The organism is Sinorhizobium glycinis, from assembly GCF_001651865.1.
In the GTDB taxonomy this organism is placed as follows: domain Bacteria; phylum Pseudomonadota; class Alphaproteobacteria; order Rhizobiales; family Rhizobiaceae; genus Sinorhizobium; species Sinorhizobium glycinis.
Genome location: NZ_LPUX01000055.1, coordinates 336,215 through 361,445, shown reverse-complemented (window position 1 = coordinate 361,445; position 25,231 = coordinate 336,215). Strand labels below are relative to the sequence as shown.

Below are 25,231 nucleotides of genomic sequence, written 5' to 3'. Positions count from 1 at the left end.
TTGAGTGATGCGGATCGCCGTCGGCGGAATCCACACGGAGTGCAGCACCTATTCGCCCGTGCTGATGTCGGTCGAAGATTTTCGGGTCCTGAGGGGCGAGGCGCTGCTCGAAGCCGACTATTTCAGCTTCCTCGACGCAGAGGAGGTGGGGCACGTTCCGCTCCTCCACGCCCGCGCCGTTCCGGGCGGTCCGGTTTCGCGGCCGGCCTATGAGACGTTCAAGGCGGAGTTCCTTGAAGGGTTGAGAGCGGCGCTGCCGATCGACGGGCTCTATCTTGCCATGCATGGAGCGATAAAGGTCGACGGCATGGACGATGCGGAGGGCGACTGGATTTCTGCCGCCCGTGCCGTCGTCGGTCCCGACTGCCCTATTGCCGTCAGCTATGACCTGCACGGCAATGTCAGCCAGCGGATCATTGACCAGATCGACATCTTCGCCGCCTATCGCACCGCGCCACATATCGATACGCGGCAAACCATGGTGCGGGCCTGGACGATGCTGGTGGAGGCGTTGCGAAGCGACAGGCGACCCGGCGTCGCCTGGGCGCCCGTGCCGCTGCTCCTGCCGGGAGAACGCACCTCGACGGAGGACGAGCCCGCCAGGAGCTTATATGGGCGCCTGGCGGACTTCGATGCATGGCACGGCGTTCTCGATGCCAATCTGATGGTCGGCTACGTCTGGGCGGACGAGCCGCGGGCCACCGCATGCGCGGTCGTGACCGGTACCGATCGGGACGCGGCTTCGAAAGCGGCGGAGGAAATCGCCGCAAGCTACTGGGATGCCCGGAAAAACTTCCGCTTCGGGCCGGTAACCGGAACCCTCGAAGCAATGCTCGATATTGCCGCAGGCGCGGCGACAAATCCGATCATTCTGGCGGACTCCGGCGACAACCCGACCGGTGGGGGCGTCGGCGACCGCGCCGATGTGTTGAAGGCGCTTCTGGCGCGTGGTTGGCAGGGCGCGCTCCTCGCCGGAATTGCCGATCGGCCCGCCGTTGATGCGTGCTTTGCCGCCGGTGAAGGCGCAACTCTCCGCTTGCGCATCGGCGGCAGCCTCGATCCCTCGAGTCCCGCTGTCGAAGGAACCGCAATGGTGGTCAGGCTTGACGATCCCGGTCCCCTCGCCGAACGCCAGGCGGTGGCCCAAGTGGGCGACACCATGGTGGTGCTTTCGGCGCGGCGGCGTCCCTACCACACTATCGAGGATTTCCGCCGTCTCGGACTCGATCCGACGGCCGTGCGCCTGCTGGTCGTCAAATCCGGTTATCTTTCGCCGGACCTTGCGCCGATCGCCAATCCCAATCTGATGGCGCTGACCGAGGGCGTCGTCAATCAGGACATAGAACACCTGGCGAGCAGGCGCCGCCAGCGGCCGATCTTTCCCTTGGATGTCAATTTCGAGTTCACGCCAAAGGCGCGGCTGTCCGCCCGCTGGGCGGAGGTCGTGTGACCAGGGCAGCGGACCGTGGAGCTGGCCTGAACCCCCTCTGGCCTGTCGGCCATCTCCCCCACAAGGGGGGAGACGAAGGAGGCGCCGTCGTGCGCTACCGGCACCAATTGTGGTCAGGTTGGCCTTATCGACTTCTGAAAGAGAGCGGGGAGCCAGCCCCTTGTATTCTCCCCCCTTGTGGGGGAGATGACCGGCAGGCCAGAGGGGGTTCGGCGACGACATCCGCATCTGGTTATTGCCGTCGCGCCGGCCTCCTGCCTTCTCATCAGTTCCCCAGAATACCCGGCAGGCGCAGGCCCTGTACCCTGGCGCAGTCGACCGCGATGTCATAGCCGGCATCGGCGTGGCGCATGACGCCCGTTGCCGGATCGTTCCAGAGAACCCGCGCGATGCGGCGTTCCGCGTCCTCGCTGCCGTCGCAGCAGATCACCATGCCCGAATGCTGCGAGAAGCCCATGCCGACGCCGCCGCCGTGGTGCAGTGACACCCAGGTGGCGCCGGAGGCGGTGTTGAGCAGGGCGTTCAGGAGCGGCCAGTCGGAGACCGCGTCGGAGCCATCCTTCATCGCCTCGGTCTCGCGGTTCGGCGAGGAGACCGAACCGGAATCAAGATGGTCGCGACCGATGACGACGGGCGCCTTGAGTTCGCCATTGCGCACCATCTCGTTGAAGGCGAGGCCGAGGCGATGACGGTCGCCGAGGCCGACCCAGCAGATGCGTGCCGGCAGGCCCTGGAAGGCGATGCGCTCGCGCGCCATGTCCAGCCAATTGTGCAGGTGCTTGTTGTCCGGCAGCAGTTCCTTGACCTTCCGGTCGGTCTTGTAGATGTCCTCCGGATCGCCGGAGAGTGCCGCCCAGCGGAACGGGCCAATGCCGCGGCAGAACAGCGGGCGGATATAGGCGGGCACGAAGCCCGGGAAGTCGAAGGCGCGCTCGAGGCCCTCGTCCTTCGCCACCTGGCGGATGTTGTTGCCGTAGTCGAGCGTCGGAATGCCGGCGTCCCAGAAGGCCAGCATCGCTTCGACATGGTCGCGCATCGAGGCGCGGGCGGCCCTTTCGACCGCCTTCGGATCGCTTTCGCGCTTGGCCTTCCATTCCGCGATCGTCCAGCCCTTCGGCAGGTAGCCGTTGATCGGGTCGTGCGCCGACGTCTGGTCCGTGACGATGTCGGGACGAATGCCGCGCCGGACCATCTCGGGCAGGATTTCCGCGGCATTGCCGAGGAGGCCGACGGACTTCGCCTCGCCTGCCTTCGTCCACCGCGCGATCATCTCCATCGCTTCCTCGAGCGTCTCGGCCTTCTCGTCGAGATAACGGGTGCGCAGGCGGAAATCGATCGAATCCGGATTGCATTCGACCGCCAGGCAGCAGGCGCCGGCCATGACTGCGGCGAGCGGTTGCGCTCCGCCCATGCCGCCGAGCCCGCCAGTGAGGATCCATTTGCCCTTGAGGTTGCCGCCAAAGTGCTGCCGGCCGGCTTCCGCGAAGGTCTCGTAGGTGCCCTGAACGATGCCCTGCGTGCCGATATAGATCCACGAGCCGGCGGTCATCTGGCCGTACATGGCGAGACCCTTTTTATCCAGCTCGTTGAAATGGTCCCAGGTCGCCCAATGCGGCACGAGGTTGGAATTGGCAATCAGCACACGCGGCGCATCCTTGTGGGTCCGGAACACGCCGACCGGCTTGCCGGATTGCACAAGCAAGGTCTCGTCGTCGTTCAGATCCTTCAGCGTCGCGACGATCCGGTCGAAGTCCGCCCAGGTGCGGGCCGCCCGCCCGATGCCACCATAGACGACAAGCTCATGGGGGTTCTCGGCGACGTCCGGATCGAGATTGTTCATCAGCATCCTGAGCGGCGCTTCCGTCAGCCAGCTCTTGGCGCTGATCTCGGTTCCGCGCGGGCTGCGCACTTCGCGGATGTTATGGCGCGGGTTATTCACGTTCATGCCTCACTCCCTGTCAGTTTGAGGTCGAATGCTTTTGTTTCAATCCGTTGCAGGATATTCCTGAGGTGGCCGCGAAGACGTTCAGCTTTGCTTGAGTCCAACGCGAAAGGGGGTGCTTCCGATGCGAGATGGGTCGACTGCGCGAGTTCCATCTGGATCGCGTGAACTCCCGCTTCCGGTTTTCCATAGCGACGAGTTGTCCAGCCGCCTTTGAAGCGCCCGTTCAACACGTGGCTGTAAGTCTCTGCTTTCGCCGCGATTTTCACGGCAGCCATCTCGATCGATCGAGCGCAGGTCCTTCCCATATCGGTGCCGATGTTGAAGTCCGGCAGCTTGCCCTCGAAGAGGAAGGGAATGTGCGAGCGGATCGAGTGGCAGTCATAGAGAACCGCCACGCCATGGATCGCCTTGATGCGGGCGATCTCGGCGGCGAGCGCAGCGTGATAGGGCACGTGAAAATCGCGCAGCCTTGCCGCGATGTCTGCATCCGTCGGGCCCTCACCTTCCTTCCAGATCGGCGCGCCATCGAAATCGGTCTCGGGCACAAGCCCGGTCGTGTTCTGGCCGGGATAGAGGCTGGCGCCAGCCGGGTCGCGATTGGCGTCGATGACATAACGATGGAACGTGGCGCGCACCGTTGTCGCTTCGGGCAGCAGGCCTTCATAGAGGTCGTGTATGTGCCAATCCGTATCGGCCAGGATACGGCCGTTGTCGTTCAGCCGCAGCCAGATCGGTGGGGGTACTTCGGTGCCTGTATGCGGCAGGCCGAGAATGACGGGCGAGGTGCCTTGCCGGACTTCGAAGACAGCCATGTCAGCCCTCCAGTTCCGGCAGGATGCCGTCGGAGACGGCGGCCGTCAGTCGGCCCGAGGCGACGAGTTCGCCTGCGGCCCGGAGATCGTCGGCCATATAGCGGTCCTCCTCGACTGTGGGGGAAACGGCGCGGAGAGCCGCGGCCGCCTTCTGGAGTTCCGGGCTGGTCGCAAGCGGCGCCCGGAATTCGATGCCCTGGACGGCCGCCAGCGCCTCGATGCCGATGATCGAGAACAGGTTGTCGGTCATCTGCAGCAGGCGCCGGGCGCCGTGGCAGGCCATCGATACATGGTCTTCCTGGTTGGCCGAGGTCGGCGTCGAGTCGACGGAGGCCGGGTGCGAGAGCTGCTTGTTCTCCGACATCAGCGCCGCGGACGTGACTTCGGCGATCATCAATCCGGAATTCAGGCCGGGCTTTTTGGCGAGGAAGGCGGGCAGGCCGTAGCTCAGGGCCGGGTCGACGAGGAGGGCGATGCGGCGCTGGGAAATGGCGCCGATCTCGCAGATCGCCAGCGCGATCTGGTCGGCGGCGAAGGCGACCGGCTCGGCATGGAAGTTGCCGCCGGAGACGACGGAATGGTCGGAGAGAACGAGCGGGTTGTCGGTGACGGCATTGGCCTCGATGGTGAGGGCAGCGGCCACCGAGCGCAACAGGTCGAGGCAGGCGCCATCGACCTGCGGCTGGCAGCGGATGCAATAGGGATCCTGCACGCGTTCGTCGCTCTCGATGTGGCTTTGGCGGATGGCCGATCCATCGAGCAGCCGGCGAAGCGCTGCCGCCGTGTCGATCTGGCCGCGATGGCCGCGCAGCGTATGAATGTCGGCGTGGAAGGGGGCGGACGAGCCCATGGCCGCATCGGTCGACAGCGCGCCGGTGATGAGCGCTCCTTGAGCGGCGCGATGGGCGCGGAAGAGTCCGGCAAGCGCCAGAGCGGCCGAAACCTGGGTGCCGTTGATCAGCGCCAGGCCCTCCTTGGCGGCGAGCGTCACCGGGGAAAGACCCGCCGCCTTCAGGGCGGCATCGCCCATCATGCGTTCGCCGGCGAAGAAGGCCTCCCCATGGCCCATCATCACGGCTGCCATGTGGGCGAGCGGCGCGAGGTCGCCGGAAGCGCCGACCGAGCCCTTCTCCGGGATCAGCGGGATGACGCCCTTTTCGAGCATCGCCTCGATCAGCCGAACGAGCTCGAGGCGGACGCCGGAGGCGCCCCGTCCGAGCGAGATCAGCTTCAGCGCCATGATGAGGCGTACGATGTTCTCCGGCAGCGGCTGGCCTACGCCGCAGCAATGCGAGAGGATCAGATTGCGCTGCAGGGTGGCCACATCGGCGCTGTCGATCTTGATCGAGGCGAGCTTACCGAAGCCGGTGTTGATGCCATAGATGGGCGCGTTACCCGATACGATCTCGGCGATGCGCTCAGCGGCCTTCTCAATGCCGGCATCGAAGGCGCGATCAAGGCGGGCCGGCTCGCCGGTCCAGTAGATCGTCGCCAGGTCCTTGAGCGGCACCGAACCGGGTTTCAGAACGATGGTCATCGGGCAATCCTTTCACCCTTGAAAATCCGCTCGGAGAGGGGGTTGAAGCCGATGCGGTAGATCAATTCCGCCGGCGCATCGATGCTCCAGAGGGCAAGATCGGCGGATTTCCCCGCTTCGATCGTGCCGGTCTCGCCGACTATGCCGAGCGCGCGCGCCGCCTCTCGCGTGACGCCGGCGAGGCATTCCTCGAGCGTCAGGCGGAAGAGTGTCGCCGACATGTTCATCGCGAGCAGCAGCGAGGTCAGCGGCGATGTGCCCGGGTTGCAATCGGTGGCGATGGCGATGCGTGTGCCGGCGGCGCGGAGTGCAGCGACCGGCGGCAATTGCGTTTCGCGCAGCGTGTAGAACGCCCCGGGCAGCAGGACGGCGACGGTGCCGGACTTCGCCATGGCGGCGGCGCCGTCCTGATCGAGATATTCGAGATGATCGGCCGAAAGCGCCCCATAGGAGGCGGCAAGCCTGGCGCCGCCGAGGTCGGAAAGCTGCTCGGCATGAAGCTTCACCGGCAGGCCGAGAGCCTTGGCTCTGTCGAAGACACGCGCCATCTCGGCGGGCGAGAAGGCGATCCCCTCGCAGAAGCCATCGACCGCATCGACAAGCCCTTCAGCATGCGCCTGGGTCAGTCCGGGCAGCACGACGTCTTCTATGTAGCCGACATTCCGACCCTTGTATTCCGGCGGCGTGGCGTGGGCGGCGAGATAGCTGGTGACGACGCGGACCGGGCGCAGGCGCTCCAACTGCCGGGCGGCGCGGAGCATCTTCAACTCGGCATCGATGTTGAGGCCGTAGCCCGATTTGATCTCGACCGTGGAGACACCTTCGGAAAGTAGCGTGTCGAGCCTCGGGAGCGCCGCCGTCACCAGTTCCTCGACCGACAGCGCGTTGGTCGCCTTCACGGTGGAGACAATGCCGCCACCGGCACGCGCGATCTCTTCATAAGTCGCGCCTTCGAGGCGCAGCTGGAATTCGCGGGCGCGGTTGCCGCCATGGACGAGATGGGTGTGGCAGTCGATCAGCGCCGGGGTCATCCAGCGGCCCTCGCAATCGATCACCTGTTCGGCCCGGGAAAGCTCGCCGGGCAGGTCGGCCTCTGCGCCGGCATAGACGATCCGGCCACCGCGTACCGCCACGGCGCCCTTTTCGATGACGCCGAGCGGACCCAGATCCTCGCGGAGCGTCGCGAGGCGCACATTGCGCCAGAGGCTGCTGCCTTCCATGTCGGCGTTTCCGTTCATCAGCTCTTCGCCTTTCGTTGCGATAATGTATATACATAATAGAGCAAACGGCAAGCGTAAAAATTTCGACCTTGTCCCAGGAGGTAACGCCGCCCGCGCACTGGCCCAGCAATCGGAACGAAAAAGCCCCGGTCTTTCGATCCGGGGCTTGGCGCGAAATTGTCCGATAGTCGGCGATCAGGCGGGGTGAGGGGCCTTGGCGCAATGCTGTTCGACGAGCGCGACGAACCGCTGCCCGGCGACGTCAAGCCGCCCGCTATTGTCGATCACCGTCACGTCCGGACCGGCGACGACGTCCGGCACTTGCCGCTTCAGTCGCCTTAGCACGTCTTCCTCGCTTTCACGTCCCCGTTGGGCGAGCCGCTTCGCCAGCACCGGTGCGTCCGCGGTGACAAGGGCGACGGCCACCTTGCCGAAAGCGGCGCGAACGGCGGGAAGGGCGGCTCGGCTGCCGTTGACGATCGCGGTCATGCCGCTTTCGATCTTGTCGGCGATTTCGCGCGGAATGCCGTAACTCAAGCCGTGCGCCTGCCAGGAGACGGCGAAAGCGCCGCTTTGCTGCAATTCCTCGAATTCGGCGGTGGATACGCTTTCATGCACTTCGCTGCCGGCATCGGACGGACGGGTGATGAATCGCCGGACGAAGAGAATATCCGGCCGCTGCGCGAAATGGCGGGCGGCAAAGCCCATGACGCTGTCCTTTCCGGCGCCGCTCGGCCCGACGACGACGATGAGCGTTCCGCCCTGTTTTGCCTCCTCCGTCATGCGACACGCCGTCCTTCGCGCCATACGGAGCGAACCACCGGAATGCCCCCTGGCCGATGGACACGAACGATATCGGCGCGCAGCCCGACGGCGATCCTGCCGCGGTCGCTGAGGCCGACCGTGCGTGCCGGTGTTGCGGTCACCAGGGCGATTGCGCTCGGCAGGTCGATGCTCTCGACCTCGTCGGCAAGGATGAATGGCGCATGGATCAGGCTGAAGGGCACATAGTCTGAGGAAAGCACGTCGAGCACGCCGCGTTCCGCAAGCTCTCGCGCGGCGATGTTGCCGGAATGCGATTTGCCGCGCACGACATTGGGCGCGCCCATCAAGACGCTCAATCCCGCCCGGTGCGAGGCTTCCGCCGCTTCGAAACTTGTCGGAAACTCCGCAAGGCGGACGCCATAGCCGATCGACTCCTCGACATGCGCAAGCGTCGCGTCGTCGTGGCTGGCAATGGTGATGCCGCGCTGGGCGCAAGCCTCGGCGAGCGCGGTGCGGTGCGGCGCGGCATAGCGGGCCGACAGGGCCTGCTGACGCTCGACGAAGGCGGCGAATGCCTCGTCCGTGAGGCCGCGCTTGGTCTTGTAGTAGAGCGTGTACTGCTCCATCGTCTGGAACTGCCGCTGGCCGGGCGCGTGGTCCATCAGCGAGACGAGTCGGACCTGCGGGTCGTCGCGAAAATCCTCGTAGTGGTCCAGCACGTCGGCGGTCGAGACCTCGCAGCGCAGGTGGATGAGGTGGTCGGCGCGCAACCTGCCCTCCTCCTTCGCCTGCGCCAGGGCGTCGGCCATGCTGCGCATTTCGCCCTTCGGGAAGCCGCTCTCCTCGTCCGAGCCGAGACGCAGACAATCGAAGACCGTGGTGATGCCGGAGGTGACGACCTGGGCGTCGTGCGCCTGGATGGCGGCGATCTTCAGCCAGCGCACGCCGGGCCGCGGCGAGTAATGCGCCTCTAGGTGGTCGGTATGAAGTTCGATCAGGCCAGGCAGCAGGTAGTCGCCTTGAAAATCCTCGCCAGCCCGGCTCGCCCCTTCCGAAATGTCGGCAATCTTCCCGTCGCGGATCAGCACCGAACCGTCAATGATGTCATCTTCGAGAACGATGCGGGCATTGCTCAGAACCTGTTCGCTGCTCATGTCAGGCAATCTTTCGTGCGGATGCGCTGCCGAGCGGCAGCAGGGAATGAACGGTGAAGGGGGCGCCGCGTTGCGTCTCGACAAAAAGAGCGACCGTCGCGACGCTCAGCGGCTGGCCGATAAACATATGGAAGGCGGCCTCGAGCGTTCCGCGCATGATGTCGCGCATCTCCTCCGGCACTGGACCGGTCAGTGTAAGGTGAAACTGAAACTCTTCGAAAACATAGGGGTAGCCCCATGCCATGAGATATTCCCGCTGACGCTGTGTCAGCCTCTCGGGATTCCGGCGGGCGACATCGGCTTCCGAGAGAGGGGCGCGAAAAGGCTCGAAGCGGCGGACCGCCTGCTCGGCCAGACTTTGCAGGGGCGCGGACGGTTTGCTCGGCACAAGGGCGAAGAACGGGCCGATCTGGTGAAGCGCGATTTCAGGCAGCTCGAAAGGCTCGATCTCTGCAGCGAATTCATCGAAGGCGGCGATCAACTCGGCCTCGCTTCGCCCTGGCGCAAGCGCGAACGGCGCCTTCAAGGTGCCATGAAAGCCGTAGCGGCGCGGCTCGGCCGTCAGGGCGATCTGCCGTTCGCGTTCGATCCCCAGGTCTTCCGGCCAGGCCAACGCCCCACCGCCGAAGGCATCCCGGCCGAGCCAACGGGCCGCGGTCAGCGACAGCCGGCAATCGGCCGGCGGCGCGAAATAGATTGCATAACGCACGGGTCTTCACTTTCTTCATCGACGCCTCGCCCGGAAGGCGAGTCGACTATTGGCGGCAATGCGCAGCTAACCGACTTGCGTGACAACATCATGATCGCCGCCGCGCATCGGATAAATGCCTATTGCGTCCGATCAGTCGGGAACGGCACGCGTGAAGATGCTGTCGAAAATGAACACAACCATCAAGATCAAACGTATCCCATAGGCGACTTTTTCCCAATCCGAGTTGGAACTCGCTGTCGACTTCAGCGGCAGCATGCTGGATCGACGTGATCGCGTCCTTCGGGTGTTGGTCGTGGCGGCGCGTGGCGGGTAACGTCGTTTCGCGGACAATCCGCAGAGCCGGGCCCGGCACAAGCCATTCCCGGCACGCATGAGGCAGTGCCTCAAATTCGTTTGAAACGGCTGATCCGGCTTGCCATAACCTGGAGGCGGAAGATTCCGACGGGAGGGAGACATGGCCGGAAAAAATCAATTCCAGTGGGACGATCCGTTCCTCCTCGAGGATCAGTTGACCGAAGACGAGCGGATGATCCGCGATACGGCGCGCGCCTATGCCCAGGAAAGACTGCAGCCGCGGGTGATCGAGGCCTATCGCGAGGAAAAGACCGACCCGGCGATCTTCCGCGAGATGGGCGATCTCGGCCTCCTCGGCGTCACGGTGCCCGACACCTATGGTGGCGTCGGCGCCTCCTACGTTGCCTATGGCCTCGTCGCGCGCGAGGTCGAGCGGGTCGATTCCGGCTATCGTTCGATGATGAGCGTGCAATCCTCGCTGGTCATCTACCCGATCTTTGCCTACGGCTCCGAAGAGCAGAAGCAGAAACTCCTGCCGAAGCTGATCAGCGGCGAGTGGATCGGTTGCTTCGGCCTGACCGAGCCGGATGCCGGCTCGGATCCGGCCGGCATGAAGACCCGGGCAGTCAAGACCGACGGCGGCTATCGCCTGATCGGCTCGAAGATGTGGATCTCAAACGCGCCGCTCGCCGATGTGTTCGTCGTCTGGGCGAAATCGGAAGCGCATGGCAACGCCATCCGCGGCTTCGTGCTGCAGAAGGGCCTGAAGGGGCTTTCGGCGCCGAAGATCGCCGGCAAGCTTTCGCTCCGGGCGTCGATAACCGGGGAGATCGTTCTCGACAATGTCGAGGTCGGGGAGGAAGCGCTGCTGCCGAATGTCGAGGGCCTCAAGGGACCCTTCGGCTGCCTCAACCGCGCCCGCTACGGCATCTCCTGGGGAGCGTTGGGTGCGGCCGAGTTCTGCTGGCACGCGGCGCGTCAATACGGCCTCGACCGCAAGCAGTTCAACCGGCCGCTCGCCCAGACGCAGCTCTTCCAGAAGAAGCTCGCCGACATGCAGACCGAGATCGCGCTCGGGCTGCAGGGGTCGCTCCGCGTCGGGCGGCTGATGGACGAGGGGCGAATGGCGCCGGAGATGATCTCGATCGTCAAGCGCAACAATTGCGGCAAGGCGCTCGACATCGCCCGCATGGCCCGCGACATGCATGGCGGCAACGGCATTTCCGAGGAATACCAGGTGATGCGCCATATGCTGAACCTGGAAACGGTCAACACCTATGAGGGCACGCATGACGTCCATGCGCTGATCCTCGGCCGCGCCCAGACCGGGCTACAGGCCTTCTTCTGAGTAATGTGACGATGGAAGCGCCGCTCAAGGGCATACGGGTCCTCGAACTCGCCCGCATCCTCGCCGGCCCGTGGATCGGCCAGACACTCGCCGATCTCGGCGCCGAGGTCATCAAGGTCGAGAGCCCGGCCGGAGATGATACCAGGACCTGGGGACCGCCCTTCGTGGAGGGCGAGGGAGGCGAGAAGCTCGATGCCGCCTATTTCCACGCCTGCAACCGGGGAAAACGCTCCGTCGTCCTCGACTTCACGACGGAGGAAGGACAGGAGGCGGTGCGCCGGCTCGCGGCACAATCGGACGTTCTTCTGGAAAACTTCAAGGTCGGCGGGCTGGCCAAATACGGGCTCGACTATGAGAGCCTGAGGCACAGCAATCCGCGGCTGGTCTACTGCTCGGTGACCGGTTTCGGCCAGGACGGCCCCTACGCCCACCGGGCCGGTTACGACTACATCATCCAGGGCATGAGCGGCATCATGGACCTGACCGGCGAGCCGGACCGCGAGCCGCAGAAGATCGGCGTCGCCTTCGCCGACATCTTCACTGGGCTCTACGGCGTCATTGCCGTGCAGGCGGCGCTGGCGCAGCGCGAGCGTACCGGCAAGGGGCAGCAGATCGACATGGCGCTTCTCGACTGCATGACCGGCGTGCTCGCCAACCAGGCGCTGAACTTCCTCGTCTCCGGCAAGGCGCCGCGGCGTCTCGGCAACGCCCACCCCAACATCGCGCCCTACCAGGTGTTTCCCACAGCTGACGGGCACCTGATCGTCGCGGTCGGAAATGACCGGCAGTTCGTCAAGTTCTGCGACCTGCTCGGCCGCCCCGACCTTGCGGCCGATGAGCGTTACCGGACGAATGCCGGGCGCGTTCAGCATCGCGACAGCCTGACGCCGGAACTCGCCGCGGAAACCACGAAATTCGCGCGCGACGCCCTGCTCGCAAAGCTCGAAGCGGCCGGGGTGCCAGGCGGGCCGATCAACACGGTTGCAGACGTATTCGCCGACCCGCAGATCGACCATCGGCAGATGCGCGTCGAGACACCGCATACGGGTGCTGCGACCGGCACGTCGCCCGGGGTCCGGACACCGGTTCGCTTTTCCGGGGCGTCGCTGGCGCTCGAGCGCGGGGTGCCACGGCTTGGCGAGCATACGGCCGAGGTGCTGGCGGAGATTGGAATGTCCTCGCGAGGAAAAGAGCGAGACTGACCTACACTTCGGTCTTTGCTTTGGGGATTTGCCCCTCACCCTAGCCCTCTCCCCGCACGCGGGGAGAGGGGACAAGTGCTGGGCGGCGCCGCGAATCTCCTTCGCCCCGCTTGCGGGGAGAAGGTGGCCGGCAGGCCGGATGAGGGGCAAAGCCGCGCTCCTTTTACCCCTTCAATGCCCGACCGAAAACGCGCGACAGCCGTTCGGCGAAGCCGCGCGGATCCTCCGGTTTGTCGCCGTCGAGAACGCGCGCCTGATCGAGCAGCAGCTTCACTGCATCTTCGCGCAAGGCACTCTCTGTCGCAGGGCAGCTGGCAAGGGCAGCGATCAAGGCATGGCCGGGGTTGATTTCGAGGACCGGCTTTACCGCGCTTTCGATGCGGCCGGCGCCCTGCAGCATCTTCTGCAGCTGGCGGTCCGGGCCGTGCTCCGGCGCAACGAGGCAGACGGCGCTTTCCGTCAGGCGGTCGGAGGCCCTGACATCGGAGACCGCCTCGCCGAGCGTCGCCTTGGCGAAGGACACGAATTCAGCCACCGCCGGACTTGTCTCGGAAGAGGCGGCTTCGGAGTCCTGCTTTGCGATGCCGGCGAGATCCGCGGCGCCCTGGGTGATCGACTTCAAGGGCTTGCCCTCGAAATCCGGCGCCGTCGTCACCCAGAAGCTGTCGACCGGGTCGGTCAAGAGGAGCACTTCGATACCGCGGGCGCGAAAACCCTCGAGCTGCGGCGACGCCTGCAACTGAGCAAGATTGTCGCCGGTGAGATAATAGATCGCCGACTGGCCGTTCTTCATGTCCTTGACGTAGTTGTTAAGCGCGCGCGGCCTGTCCTCGGAAGCGGTGCTGCGGAAGCGGGAAAGCGCCAGGAGCTGCGCGCGCCGCTCGAAGTCTTCGTAGATGCCCTCCTTGATGACGCTGCCGAAATTCTCCCAAAGCTTGGCGAAGGTTTCCGGCTCGCTCTCCGAGAGCTTTTCTATGCTCGTCAGCACGCGGTTCGCCAGGCCCTTGCGAATGTTCGCAAGCAGCGGGCTTTCCTGGATCATCTCGCGCGAGACGTTGAGCGGCAGGTCGGCGGTGTCGATGAGGCCGCGCACGAAGCGGAGATAGCGCGGCAGCAACTCCGCCTCGTCGGTGATGAAGACGCGCTTCACGTAGAGCTTCATGCGGCCCTTGCGGTCGGGATCGAACAGGTCGAAGGGCTTCGCGCCGGGCACGAAGGCAAGCGCCGTGTATTCGTGGCGGCCTTCGGCACGGAAGTGAACCGTCAATGCAGGCTCGTCGTACTGGCCGGCTACGCCGCGGTAGAAATCCGTATAGTCTTCCTTGCTGATGTCGCTCTTCTGTTTGGTCCACAGCGCCGTCCCATCGGCAACCTGCATGGGCTCGGCGCCGGGCTTCTCGATGATCGAGATCGGCACGGGCACGTGGCCTGACTGATCCTTGACGATGCGCTCCACGGTCCAGCGCGACGTGTAGGTTTTGGCGTCTTCCATCAGATGCAAGGTGATGCGGGTTCCACGCGCCGGCGCATCGGCCAAATCGACTGCGGACAGCGTGTAGCTGCCCTTGCCGTCCGACGCCCAGTGCCAGGCCTTGTCGGAGCCGGCGCGGCGGGAAACGACGTCGACATTGTCAGCAACCATGAAGGCCGAATAGAAGCCGACGCCGAACTGGCCGATGAGCTGGGCGCCATCCTTACCCTGTGCCGCCTCGATCCGCTCCATGAAGGCGCGCGTGCCGGAGCGGGCGATGGTACCGAGCGACTCGACCAGCTCGTCGCGGCTCATGCCGATGCCGTTGTCTTCGACGATGAGGCGGGCGTTTTCCTCGTCGAGCGTCAGCGTGATGCGCGACGCGGGGTCGCTGCCGAGCAGTTCCGGTGCGACGATCGCCTCGTAGCGCAGCTTCTCGCAGGCGTCAGCCGCATTCGAAATCAGTTCGCGGAGAAAGACGTTCTTGTCGGAATAGACAGAATGCACCATCAGATGCAGCAGTTTCGCCACATCGGCTTCGAAGACATGTTTCTCGACGGACATTTCGACATCGCTCATCGTGTTGCGGCCTCCTCGGATCGTTTTGATTTCGACTGATTGGAGCGGGACAGCGGAACGCCCGGCCTGCTTCGGTTTTCGCCCCAATTGGCAAGGCGCGGCAAGAATTTCAAGGGCTGGTAGGGTTGCGGCGATCACCGCATCCGCCAACGGCCCTTTCCCATGGTCAGATATTGCCCATGCAGAGATACTTCATCTCGAGATAGTCCTCGAGACCGTGGCGCGAGCCTTCGCGGCCGATACCGGACTGCTTGATGCCGCCGAAGGGGGCTGCCTCTGAAGACATGCGGCCGGTGTTGATGCCGACCATGCCGTATTCCAGCGCCTCGGCCACATGCCAGACGCGCTTCAGGTTCTCGGCATAGAAGTAGGCGGCAAGGCCATAGATCGTGTCGTTCGCTTCGGCGACCACCTGCTCGGCCGTCTCGAAGCGGATGATCGGGGCGATCGGCCCGAAAGTCTCCTCCTGGGCGGCGCGCATGTCGTGCGAGATGCCGGTGAGCACGGTCGGTTCGAAGAAGGTGCCATTCGTGCCGATCCGCTTGCCGCCGCAGCGCAGTTCGGCGCCCTTGGCGAGCGCGTCGGCCACATGCGCCTCGATCTTCTCGATCGCGTGGCCGTCGATCATCGGGCCGATGATGGCACCCGGCGAAAATCCATCTCCGACGCGAAGCTCGCGCACCCGAGTGACGAATTTCTCTGCGAAAGCGTCGTGTACCGCCGATTGCACGTAGACGCGGTTTGCCGAGACGCAGGTCTGGCCGGCATTGCGGAACTTCGCCTGGATTGCCCCATCCACCGCCTCGTCGATGTCCGCATCGTCAAAGACGATGAAGGGGGCATTGCCGCCCAGTTCGAGGCTCACCTTCTTGATCTGGTCGGAACATTGCCGCATCAAGAGCCGGCCGACCTCGGTGGAGCCGGTGAAGCTGATCTTGCGGACCTTGGGGTTGCTGCAGAGTTCGCGCCCGATCGGCGCCCCTTCCGAGGCATAGAGGAGATTGAGAACGCCTGCGGGGAAGCCAGCCTTCTCGGCAAGCACGAACATCGCCCCGGCGACGAGCGGCGTTTGCTCGGCCGGCTTCAGGACGATCGCGCAACCGGCGGCGAGCGCCGGAGAAATCTTGCGGGCGACCATCGAAGCGGGAAAATTCCAGGGCGTGATCGTGCCGACGACACCGACGGGCTGCTTGATGACGAGCATGCGGCGGTCGTTGGCAGGTGCGGGGAAGGTCTCGCCATAGACGCGTTTCGCCTCCTCCGCATACCACTCGACATAGGCGGCGGCATGCAGGACCTCACCCTTCGCCTCGACGAGCGGCTTGCCCATCTCGGCCGTCAGGATGGCGGCGAGATCGTCGACATGCTCGACGATCAGGTCATGCCAGCGACGCAGGATCGCGCTTCGATCCTTGGCAGGCCTGCCGGCCCAGAGCGGTTGAGCCCTGGCGGCGGCATCGATCGCGACATGCGCGTCTTCGATACCCATGTCCGGAAGCGTCGCCAGCAATTCGCCGGTGGAAGGATTGAAGACATCGAAGGTCTCGCCGCTCCACGTGGCAGCGGCCCGGGCCACCCGATCGAGTGCCGCGAACTGGTCCGCCGCGCGAAGGTGCTTGGTAAGTGCGGTTGTCAGGGCCATGGCGCGTCCTCCGGCGAGACCCGCCACGGCTCAGCAAGCCTCGCACTTTTGCTTTGGTAGGGGCGCAGGACTGTGCGCGCCCCACGGGGTCGGACGAGCGCGATAGCGGTCGTCCGACCTGACGTCAACCGCGCGCTTCGAAGATCGATGCTTCGAGGACATCGAGGGCCTCGGCGAAAACCTCGTCCTGAATGGTGATCGGCGCCAGGAAGCGGATGACATTGCCGTGGACGCCGCAGGTGAGCAGGATCAGTCCTTTTTCGAGGGCAATGAGGCGGACCTTGTTGGCGAATTCGGCGCTCGGCAGGTTCGTTTTCGCGTCGTTGAACTCGACCGCATTCATGAAGCCGGGACCGCGAATGTCGGCAATCTCGGGGGCTTTCTCGCGGATCTCGGCAAGGCGCTGCTTCAGCCGATTGCCGAGCTGGTTGGCGCGCTCGCAAAGCTGTTCTTCCTCGATCACGTCGAGAACGGCGTGCGCTGCGGCGATGCCGATCGGGTTGCCGCCATAGGTGCCCCCAAGCCCGCCCGGACCCGGCGCGTCCATGATCTCGGCGCGGCCCGTCACGGCGGCAAGCGGGAAGCCGCCGGCAAGGCTTTTCGCCATCGTCATCAGATCCGGCGCGACGTCATGATGCTCCATCGCGAAGAGCTTGCCGGTCCGGGCAAAGCCGGTCTGGACTTCGTCGGCAATCAACAGGATGCCGTGCTGGTCGCAGATCTCGCGCAGCGCCTTCATGAAGGCGGTCGGCGCGGGGTAGAAGCCGCCTTCGCCCTGGACCGGCTCAAGGATGATCGCCGCGACGCGCCCGGGATCGACATCGGCGGCAAAGAGCTTCTTCAGCGCGGCGAGCGACTGCTCGACGCTGACGCCGTGGAGTTCGATCGGGAAGGGGGCATGGAACACGTCGGCCGGCATAGCGCCGAAGCCGACCTTGTAGGGCACGACCTTGCCGGTCAGCGCCATGCCCATGAAGGTGCGGCCGTGGAAGCCGCCGCCAAAGGCGACGACGGCCTGGCGGCCAGTGGCGGCGCGGGCGATCTTCACGGCGTTTTCGACTGCCTCGGCGCCGGTGGTGACGAAGATCGTCTTCTTGGCGAACTTGCCGGGGGCGAGCGCATTGAGGCGTTCCGCCAGATGCACGTAGTTCTCGTAGGGGACCACCTGGTGGCAGGTGTGGGTGAAGCGATCGAGCTGCGCCTTGACGGCAGCGATCACCTTCGGATGGCGGTGGCCGGTGTTGACGACGGCGATTCCGGAGGCGAAATCGATGTAGCGATTGCCTTCCTTGTCCCAGATTTCGGCATTCTCGGCGCGTTCGGCATAGATCTGCGTCGTCATTCCCACACCGCGGGAGATGGCGGCATTCTTGCGGTCGGTCAGGCTGGTCATCGTCGCTGTCCTGTCTGGAGTTCGTAGATATATTGCATTTTTTCTGCAACTTTTCTCCGGAAGTGGTACATTTTTTTAAATGGAAAGCAAATCAAATTTGGTGATCGAGACAACACGGCAGCGAATGGCCGCTCCTTGTAAATCGGCCAAGCTCCCGGGTAGATTGCCGCAGCAACGGAAGGCCCGGAATCGCGTCGCCTTCGACGTCGGAAGGGACAGGTATTGATGAGCGGGGCGGGCAATATTCGCTACAAGGTTGCCGAAGCGGCAAGGCTCGCCGGCGTCTCGGCCTCGACGCTGCGTCTGTGGGAAACCCAGGGGCTGGTTGTGCCCGAGCGTTCGGCGACCGGCCACCGGCAGTACACTGAGGCGGACCTGGCGCGACTGAAGCGCATTTCCTGGTTTCGCGCCGAGCGTGGCCTCAACCCGGCTGCAATACGCGAGGCGCTGGACGCCGAAAGTACCGCGAATGACGAGCCCGGGCCTGCAGCATTATCGGAAAGCAATATCGACCTCCAGGTGGGCCGAAAATTGCGGAGCCTCAGACATGCCGCTGGCAAGACGCTCGAACAGGTGGCTGGCGACGTCGGCATTGCGCCGTCGGTGCTCTCGACGCTCGAGCGAACGTCCCAAGGTGTCTCGGTTGCCGTCCTGCACAATCTTGCCGAATATTTCGGAACGACGGTGTCGAGCCTCTCAGGCGAGGAGGAACTGCAGGCACGGGTGCTTGTCCGCGCGGGCGAATGGCGCAATTGGCCGCGCACGACGCCGGGCGTGACGGTGCAACTGCTTGCCGAAGGCCAGAACCAGATGGACTGCCACCGCTTCGTGCTGGCGGCCGGCGCATCGAGCGAGGGGGCCTACCGGCACGACGGCGAGGAGTTCGTCTATGTGCTTTCCGGCCGTGTCGAGTTCGTGCTCGACGGGGATCAGTTCTATGATCTCCATCCGGGCGATTCCCTCTATTTCGAGAGCCGGCGCCGCCATGCCTGGTCGAACCGCCACGATGGAGAGACCATTCTTCTATGGATCAATACGCCGCCGACTTTTTAGGCGGCGGCCAGAGCCTTAAGGCGGCGAATTGAGGTAACCTGGCTGCAGTTCAGTTGGCGTATGGCCAAGATTCTTGCAGCTGAAACCACATTGTAGCGGCTCTTTATCGACTTCAGCTTGGATATAATCCCTCGTTGCGGATGCAACACACTTCCTCTGGTTCTTCGGGTTTGCGGGAATCCTTCCGGAAGGCGCGCCAAAGTTTGGCCCTATTCGGGCATACATTCGCCGGCAACCGCGTTGACTATCTTTCACCTATTTGAATTCACCGCTCTTCCGAGAGCACTTGGCGAAGCGGCGGCAAAAAATCATACCGGCCCAGGGAGTGATGCCACCAGGGGAGAATCCCGCAAAGGTTTACTCGGGGGATGTTCATGCAGATTGCGCGCGACCGGCAGCTGGACGGCCTAAGGGCCATCGCCGTTTCATTGGTTCTCTACGCGCATTTCTTCGCGGCCGACGGATCCCACTTGGGCCATATCGGTGTCCGGCTGTTCTTCGTCCTGAGCGGTTTCCTGATTACCCAGCTGCTGCTGGAAGCGCGCTCTGATGCCCGCTTCGAGCCGGCAACAGCGCTCAAATCCTTCTACGCACGCCGTGCGCTGCGCATCTTTCCTCCTTATTTCGCGGTGCTCGGCTTCGTATGGCTGACCGGTTTGGAAAGCTCGAAGGGAGTGCTGGCCTGGCACGCTCTCTACCTTTCCAACTTCTGGTACGCGCTGCAGAACGAGTGGACGCCTTGGGTTCTCTGTCATACCTGGAGCCTGAGCATCGAGGAGCAATTCTACATCGTTTGGCCGCTGGCCGTCCTGATCGCGCCGCGGCGCTCGATTGCCGGAATTTGCGTCGGTGTCATCGCATTCTCGCTGGCTTACCGCTTCTACTGGCCATTGACCGGAACGCCGTCGCTGGCGCGCGATCTGCTGCCACCGGCATCGATGGATGCGCTGGCGGCGGGCGGGCTCCTGGCGGTACATCGATCGAAAGGCGAAGCCTGGCCGCAATGGGCCCGGAAAAGCTTGATGCCACTGCTGGCCGCCTCCTTGATCCTTTTGTGGCTCAGGCCCGTGCCGAAGACGCCGATGCTCGAGTGGCTCGCCTGGATTGGCCTCGAAGTCTTCCCTCTCTTGCCGCTGGCGATGCTGGTGGGCAGTTGCTCGCGGGGCATCGGCGGCTATCTCGGCCGCTTCATCGAATGTCCGCCGATGACTGCGCTCGGCCGCGCCAGCTACGGCATCTATCTTTACCACGCCATCGTCCTGGCTTTTGTCGTCGAGGCGCAGCCCTGGATAGCGGTCAATGTCTCCGAGCAGGGGCCCGGCCGCTTGCTCATCGCCGGCGCGGGCACCTTGATAATCGCGTCGATATCCTGGCTCGCCTTCGAAAAGCCGCTGAATGCGCTGAAGCGGCATTTTCCGTACGTTGCTCCAGGAAGACGCAGCGCCTCGACGGCCGGGGGCAAGTCAATCAGGCCGATCGCTGCGGAAATCGAAGTCCAAGGTCAACCGGCTGTGCCGCGAGCCGCGGCCGACCGCAGCAAAGTGTTCCAGACCTCTGATGTTCAATAAACACGCGAGCCGAACCATGCCGTCGCCCCTGGTGTCCGTCCTGCTGCCCGTCTACAACGGCGAACCCTATCTCGCTGCAGCGCTCGAAAGCATCCTGCGCCAGGACTACGAACATCTGGAGATCATCGCGATCGATGACGGATCGACCGATCGTTCGCTCGAGGTTCTCGAGCGCTATCGGGAGGCGGATCGCCGGATTTTCATTCGTTCGCGGGAGAACCGGGGTCTCATAGCGACCCTGAACGAAGGCCTGGCGCTCGCTCGCGGCGAGCTTGTCGCGCGGATGGATGCCGACGACGTCTCTTATCCGTCGCGGCTTTCGCGGCAGGTGGCGCTGTTCGCCGAGCAACCCGAACTGGCGCTGTGCGGCGCCGGGGTCGACACGCTGATCGGCGATCGCATCGTCCGCGGCAAGCCTAGTCCAATCTACCGGCCGGGCAGCATGCGTATCCTGTCGATGTTCTTCACCATCTTCATCCACTCGACCGTGATCTACAACCGACGCGTGATCCCGGACGATTTGCTTGCCTATGACAAAGCCTATCCGCACGCCGAGGATTTCGACCTGTTCAGGCGTATCGCCGACCGTTTTCCGACGATGATGATCGATGAGGCGCTGGTCGCCTACCGGCTCCATGAGGGCAGCGTCACGAGCAAGCACCAGCTTCAGATGCGCCGGACACACTTGAAGATCGTCGCCGAAAACCTCGAACGGAATGGCCTTTTCGCCGACGCAAGTGCGCTCCGCGCGATCGGCGCCAACGTAACGAAGGAGACGATCCGAGTTGTTGGCGAATTCATCGTCTCGCTCGAACGGAAGATCGCTGCTTTTCCGCCCGAGACGCGCCGGGCCTATGAGGACGGCCTCCTGTGCTTCTTCTATTTTCTCTACCAGTTCATCGCCGATGAGAAACGTCCGGACCTCACGCACGAATTCCTGACGCGAACGCGGAAATGGCAGCTCATCCGGCGCCGTGAACGATACGGTCTGCTTGCCGGAGCTCGTGCGCCCTGGTGCAGCCGCCTTTCGCTCGCCGCCACCGAGCGGATGGACGCGCTGGCGCGCTACCTGCAGTCCGTGCCGGCCGCAAGCGTCCTACCGCAGCATGGCACGATCTGAAATGGCGCGCGACGTCCAAGAACGAGCCCGTGTCGAAGCCGCGGCAAAACGCGTGGCTGCCCCGGCGGCTTCAGCCGGGCACCGGCCGTTCGCGAGTTTCATCGTCTGCACGCGCGATCGCATACGGGCCCTTGCAGCCTGCATCCGGTCGATCGAGGCAGCGTGCGACGCCCATGGCGCGGTAACAAGTGAGCTCGTGGTGGTCGACAACGGCTCGACGGACGGCACGCCGGCCGAGTTGCGCCGAATCGCCGTGGCATCGAGGATGAAAATCACGCTTGTCACTGAACCGCGTCCAGGCCTTGCCGCCGCGCGCAATGCGGGAATGGAACGGGCCCGTGGGCAGATCCTCGTCTTCATCGACGATGATTGCGAAATCGACCGGACGTATCTCGGCGATCTGGAACGGCACTATGCAAACGGCGGGCAGCGTGTCATCCGCGGCGGTCGCGTCGAACTAGGCAACCCTTGCGATCAGCCCTTCACGATCAAACGGTCGAAGGTACCCGCCCGGTTGACACGCGACGTCCATCCCGGCGGCTTCGTGTTGGGCTGCAACATGACGATGCATCGCGACGTCGCCGCGCTCATCGGCCGCTTCGACGAGCGCTTCGGGGCGGGCGCGCCGCTGCACTCCGCGGAGGACACCGACTATCTCGTACGTGCCTTCCAGCTCGGCATTCCTGTCGAATACGTACCGGACATGACGGTCTTCCATCGCCACGGCCGAACCTCCCGCGCTGCAATCGAGAAGCTCCACCGAAGCTATAGCCTGGGCAACGGAGCGCTTTGTGTGAAACACTTCTTCAAGGCGCCGTGGCTGCTGCGGCATTTCTGTTGGACGGTCAGATCGGCATGCGGCCAGGTCTTCGGCGGCGCCCGGTTCGATCCGGAGCTGCAACTGTCCCATTGGCCGATCGTGTCGATGAACCTGTTGGGCGCTGCGAAGTTCGCCTATCTCCTCATCGCAAACCGGGCCGCGCCGACCGAACTGCAGCCGATCGGCGAGACGACGCCCGGGCTGGAGCGAGGCCGATGATGGTGCGGTTCCTCATGCCCGGCCTGCAGCTGCTGCGTGACACGCTCGGGCGGCAATTGCGCCTGCTTCCACTGGTCGTCGTTCTCGGGCTCGCGAGTGCGGCGCTCGAAGGTGCCGGCATCGGTCTCATCATCCCGATGCTCGGGATCATCGCGGGCAGCGACGGTTCGCCCGGTCTAAGCGGCATCTCGGCGGTCTTCCACCAGGTCGGATCCGGGCTGGATAATGGCGACAGGCTGATGGCGCTTGGGGCCGCGATCCTGGCGCTGATCGTCCTGAAGAATGTCATCGCCTTCGCAAACACCGTACTCACCAACTTCATCTACGGGAAGGCGAGCCATTCGATCCGCAGCGCTCTGGCCAATCAGCTCCTGCGCATAGGCTATCCGTTCTTCCTGCAACAGAACCCCGGCCGGTTGCTCAATATCATCTCAAATGAATCGTGGCGGGCCTCCGACGCGATACAGACCGTGCTCGCAGCCATGGTGAACGCCTCCGCCGCGGTGATCCTCCTGGCTTTCCTGCTGCTCCTGTCGTGGCAGATGACGCTCTTCGTGGCGCTCGGCCTCATCGTCGTCCAGGTGGCGCACGCGGCACTATCGGCCACGCTCAAGGCCCCCAGCCGCAAGGTGACGTCCTTCAACAGCGATCTTGCGGCGCGGATGCTGCATCTCGTTCATGCGGGACGGCTGATCCGCGTCTTCGGTCAGGAAAACCGCGAAAAGGCGGCGTTCGATTCCGCTTCCGATTCCGTGCGCCACGCAGGTTTCGTGCTGCAAACCCGACAGGGTATCCTGCCGCCGCTGACGGAGGTTCTGCATTCCGCCTTGTTCCTGGCAGCGGTCGTCAGCGCCTGGTTCGCGGGCGTGAGCTTCCCGGTGATCGTCGCCTTCGTCGTTCTGCTCTACCGGCTGCAACCGCATGTGCGGGCCCTGCAAATGTCCTGGAGCCAGATCCAGGGCTGGAGCGGCTCGCTTGAGGAAGTGCGCTGGCTCCTGGATTCATCCGACAAGCCGAAGCCGCCCTCCGGCAGCGAACCGATCGCAGGGATTAACGAGGGGATCGCATTCGCCGGCGTAACCTTCAGATATCCGGCTTCCGGCTCCCGTGCCGTCGTGCTGCGCTCGGCGACGTTCGAGATACGCGGCGGTTGTTCGACGGCGATCATCGGGCGATCGGGTGCGGGCAAGACCACCATCGTCAATCTGCTTTGCCGGTTCGTGGAACCGGACGAAGGCCACATCCTCATCGATGGCCTGCCGCTCGACCGGATCGACCCTGCTCATTGGCGACGCCAGATTGCCGTTGCGAGCCAGGACCTGGAACTCGTGGACGGCACCATATTCGAGAATATCACCTATGGCCAAAGTGCCACGCTTGCCGAAGTCGAGCGCGCGGCGAAGCTTGCCGAGGCGCATGGCTTCATAGAAGAGCTCTCCGAAGGCTATCAGACGGTCGTTGGCTATCGGGGGGCGAGCCTCTCGGCCGGGCAGCGCCAGCGCATCGCGCTCGCCAGGGCGCTGGTGCGCGATCCGGCCATCCTCATTCTGGATGAGGCCACGAACGCCGTGGATGGCCTCTCGGAAGCGGCGATCGTCGAGACATTGAAATTGCGGGCCGGCCGGCGCACGACGATCGTCATCAGCCATCACCGAAGCACGATCTCGTTTTGCGATGACGTCGTGGTGCTTGGCGGCGGACGGGTCAGGAGCCGGGCGCGCCTTGCTGAAGTGGCGTCGCTCAGCATGGACCAGCTCTATGAGCACGAGGCACCGCTGGAGAGCCAAAGCTGAAACGAAAAGCAAGGCCATGCATCCTTGCGGGATGTACGGCCTCGCAGCGTTCCAGGCTGGATGAGTGTCAGGCTGCCTTGGCGTAGCGCTTGGCCATTTCCGGGAGTCTCAGCACCCGGATCTTCGATGCCTGGCCGGCGGCATGGAAAGCCTCGAAACGCTCCTTGCAGACCTCGGTCATGTGGGCGATCGCCGGTTTCAGATAGTTGCGCGGATCGAAATTGTCCGGGTGTTGGATATGGTGCTTGCGGATCTCGCCAGTGAAGGCGAGACGGAGGTCCGTGTCGATATTGACCTTGCGCACGCCGAGCGGGATGGCCTTCTGGATCTCCGAGACCGGCACGCCCCAGGTCTTCTTCATCTTGCCGCCATAGGCGTTGAAAAGCTCCTGGAGGTCGGCCGGAACGGAAGACGATCCGTGCATGACGAGGTGGGTGTTGGGCAGCCGCTTGTTGATCTTGGCGATCGTCTCGATCGACAGGATCTCGCCGTCCGGCTCGCGCGTGAACTTGTAGGCGCCGTGGCTGGTGCCGATCGCCACCGCCAACGCGTCCACGCCGGTCTTCGAGACGAAGTCGAGCGCCTGGTCCGGGTCGGTCAGCAATTCCTCACGCGATAGCTTGCCTTCGAAGCCGTGGCCGTCTTCCTTGTCGCCGGCGCCGGTTTCGAGGTTGCCGAGGCAGCCGAGCTCGCCTTCCACGGATACGCCCGCCGCATGAGCGATCTTCACGACTTCGGCCGTGACCGCCACGTTGTACTCGTAGCTCGCCACTGTCTTGCCGTCCTTTTCCAGCGAGCCGTCCATCATTACCGAAGTGAAGCCGTTCGTGATCGCCGAAATGCAGGTCGACGGCTGGTCGCCGTGGTCAAGGTGAAGACAGACTGGGATATGCGGATATTCTTCCGCAGCGCCAAGGATCAGGTGGCGCAGGAAAGCGTCGCCGGCATAGGAGCGGGCGCCGCGGCTTGCCTGCAGGATCACCGGGGAGTCGGTCGCATCGGCGGCGCGCATGACTGCCTGGATGTATTCGAGATTGTTCACATTGAAGGCCGGCAGCGCATAATTGTTTTCCGCCGCATGGTCGAGCAGTTGCCGCAATGTGATCAATGCCATTCGAAATCTCCCTGTGCTAA

At 64.1% G+C, this 25,231-nt stretch carries 19 protein-coding genes; 8 read left to right on the top strand and 11 right to left on the bottom strand.

Annotated features, from left to right (window positions below):
• The first annotated feature begins 7 nt into the window (after window positions 1-7).
• Window positions 8-1,450 (top strand): M81 family metallopeptidase, encoded by a 1,443-nt coding sequence (locus AU381_RS13050; protein WP_064242193.1) that lies wholly within the window; start codon window positions 8-10, stop codon window positions 1,448-1,450.
• A 265-nt stretch (window positions 1,451-1,715) separates the two neighbouring features.
• Here AU381_RS13050 and hutU read toward each other — a convergent pair whose 3' ends face one another.
• The 7 genes from hutU to AU381_RS13015 form a co-directional block, all read right to left on the bottom strand.
• Window positions 1,716-3,395 carry a urocanate hydratase gene (hutU, locus tag AU381_RS13045; protein WP_082909944.1) on the bottom strand — a complete coding sequence of 560 codons (1,680 nt, stop codon included), beginning with the start codon at window positions 3,393-3,395 and terminating at the stop codon, window positions 1,716-1,718.
• Window positions 3,392-4,207 (bottom strand): N-formylglutamate deformylase, encoded by an 816-nt coding sequence (gene hutG, locus AU381_RS13040; RefSeq protein WP_064242192.1) that lies wholly within the window; start codon window positions 4,205-4,207, stop codon window positions 3,392-3,394. Before hutG ends, hutU begins: the two co-directional genes overlap by 4 nt.
• Window position 4,208: 1 nt before the next feature.
• Window positions 4,209-5,744: a histidine ammonia-lyase gene (gene hutH, locus AU381_RS13035; RefSeq protein ID WP_064242191.1), complete on the bottom strand. Its 1,536-nt coding sequence runs from the start codon at window positions 5,742-5,744 to the stop codon at window positions 4,209-4,211.
• A complete protein-coding gene (hutI, locus tag AU381_RS13030; protein WP_064242190.1) occupies window positions 5,741-6,982 on the bottom strand; it encodes an imidazolonepropionase in 1,242 nt (413 codons plus the stop codon). The genes hutH and hutI overlap by 4 nt, the downstream gene beginning before the upstream one ends.
• Window positions 6,983-7,159: 177 nt before the next feature.
• Complete coding sequence (gene phnN / locus AU381_RS13025; RefSeq protein ID WP_064242189.1) at window positions 7,160-7,747, bottom strand: phosphonate metabolism protein/1,5-bisphosphokinase (PRPP-forming) PhnN; 588 nt, start codon at window positions 7,745-7,747, stop codon at window positions 7,160-7,162.
• The gene (locus AU381_RS13020; RefSeq protein ID WP_064242188.1) at window positions 7,744-8,883 is read right to left on the bottom strand and encodes an alpha-D-ribose 1-methylphosphonate 5-triphosphate diphosphatase; all 1,140 of its coding nucleotides are present in this window, start codon (window positions 8,881-8,883) and stop codon (window positions 7,744-7,746) included. The genes phnN and AU381_RS13020 overlap by 4 nt, the downstream gene beginning before the upstream one ends.
• A gap of 1 nt (window position 8,884) precedes the next feature.
• Window positions 8,885-9,592, bottom strand: a complete 708-nt coding sequence (locus AU381_RS13015) for a DUF1045 domain-containing protein (protein ID WP_064242187.1) — start codon at window positions 9,590-9,592, stop codon at window positions 8,885-8,887.
• A 457-nt stretch (window positions 9,593-10,049) separates the two neighbouring features.
• Here AU381_RS13015 and AU381_RS13010 point away from each other — a divergent pair, with 457 nt between their 5' ends.
• A complete protein-coding gene (locus AU381_RS13010) occupies window positions 10,050-11,237 on the top strand; it encodes an acyl-CoA dehydrogenase (RefSeq protein WP_064242186.1) in 1,188 nt (395 codons plus the stop codon).
• Window positions 11,238-11,248: 11 nt separating this feature from the next.
• Window positions 11,249-12,439, top strand: a complete 1,191-nt coding sequence (locus AU381_RS13005; RefSeq protein ID WP_064242185.1) for a CaiB/BaiF CoA transferase family protein — start codon at window positions 11,249-11,251, stop codon at window positions 12,437-12,439.
• Between the two features lie 163 nt (window positions 12,440-12,602).
• Here AU381_RS13005 and htpG read toward each other — a convergent pair whose 3' ends face one another.
• The 3 genes from htpG to AU381_RS12990 all read right to left on the bottom strand — a co-directional run bounded on the left by htpG (window position 12,603) and on the right by AU381_RS12990 (window position 17,524).
• Window positions 12,603-14,489 (bottom strand): molecular chaperone HtpG, encoded by a 1,887-nt coding sequence (gene htpG, locus AU381_RS13000; protein WP_064242184.1) that lies wholly within the window; start codon window positions 14,487-14,489, stop codon window positions 12,603-12,605.
• Between the two features lie 166 nt (window positions 14,490-14,655).
• Window positions 14,656-16,131 carry an NAD-dependent succinate-semialdehyde dehydrogenase gene (locus AU381_RS12995; RefSeq protein ID WP_064242183.1) on the bottom strand — a complete coding sequence of 492 codons (1,476 nt, stop codon included), beginning with the start codon at window positions 16,129-16,131 and terminating at the stop codon, window positions 14,656-14,658.
• 124 nt (window positions 16,132-16,255) lie between these two features.
• Window positions 16,256-17,524 carry a 4-aminobutyrate--2-oxoglutarate transaminase gene (locus tag AU381_RS12990; protein ID WP_064242182.1) on the bottom strand — a complete coding sequence of 423 codons (1,269 nt, stop codon included), beginning with the start codon at window positions 17,522-17,524 and terminating at the stop codon, window positions 16,256-16,258.
• Window positions 17,525-17,749: 225 nt separating this feature from the next.
• On the opposite strand from AU381_RS12990, the gene AU381_RS12985 reads away from it, so the two are divergent.
• The 5 genes from AU381_RS12985 to AU381_RS12965 all read left to right on the top strand — a co-directional run bounded on the left by AU381_RS12985 (window position 17,750) and on the right by AU381_RS12965 (window position 24,097).
• Entirely contained in the window at window positions 17,750-18,577 is an 828-nt protein-coding gene (locus AU381_RS12985) for a MerR family transcriptional regulator (protein WP_064242181.1), read from the top strand.
• A 374-nt stretch (window positions 18,578-18,951) separates the two neighbouring features.
• Window positions 18,952-20,145, top strand: coding sequence for an acyltransferase family protein (locus AU381_RS12980; protein ID WP_064242285.1), 1,194 nt, complete (start codon window positions 18,952-18,954; stop codon window positions 20,143-20,145).
• A 16-nt stretch (window positions 20,146-20,161) separates the two neighbouring features.
• Complete coding sequence (locus tag AU381_RS12975; RefSeq protein ID WP_064242180.1) at window positions 20,162-21,265, top strand: glycosyltransferase family 2 protein; 1,104 nt, start codon at window positions 20,162-20,164, stop codon at window positions 21,263-21,265.
• Entirely contained in the window at window positions 21,252-22,304 is a 1,053-nt protein-coding gene (locus AU381_RS12970; protein WP_064242179.1) for a glycosyltransferase family 2 protein, read from the top strand. Before AU381_RS12975 ends, AU381_RS12970 begins: the two co-directional genes overlap by 14 nt.
• A complete protein-coding gene (locus AU381_RS12965) occupies window positions 22,304-24,097 on the top strand; it encodes an ABC transporter ATP-binding protein (protein WP_064242284.1) in 1,794 nt (597 codons plus the stop codon). Before AU381_RS12970 ends, AU381_RS12965 begins: the two co-directional genes overlap by 1 nt.
• Before the next feature lie 67 nt (window positions 24,098-24,164).
• On the opposite strand, the gene fba is transcribed toward AU381_RS12965, so the two are convergent.
• Entirely contained in the window at window positions 24,165-25,211 is a 1,047-nt protein-coding gene (gene fba / locus AU381_RS12960) for a class II fructose-bisphosphate aldolase (RefSeq protein WP_064242178.1), read from the bottom strand.
• Window positions 25,212-25,231: the final 20 nt, after the last annotated feature.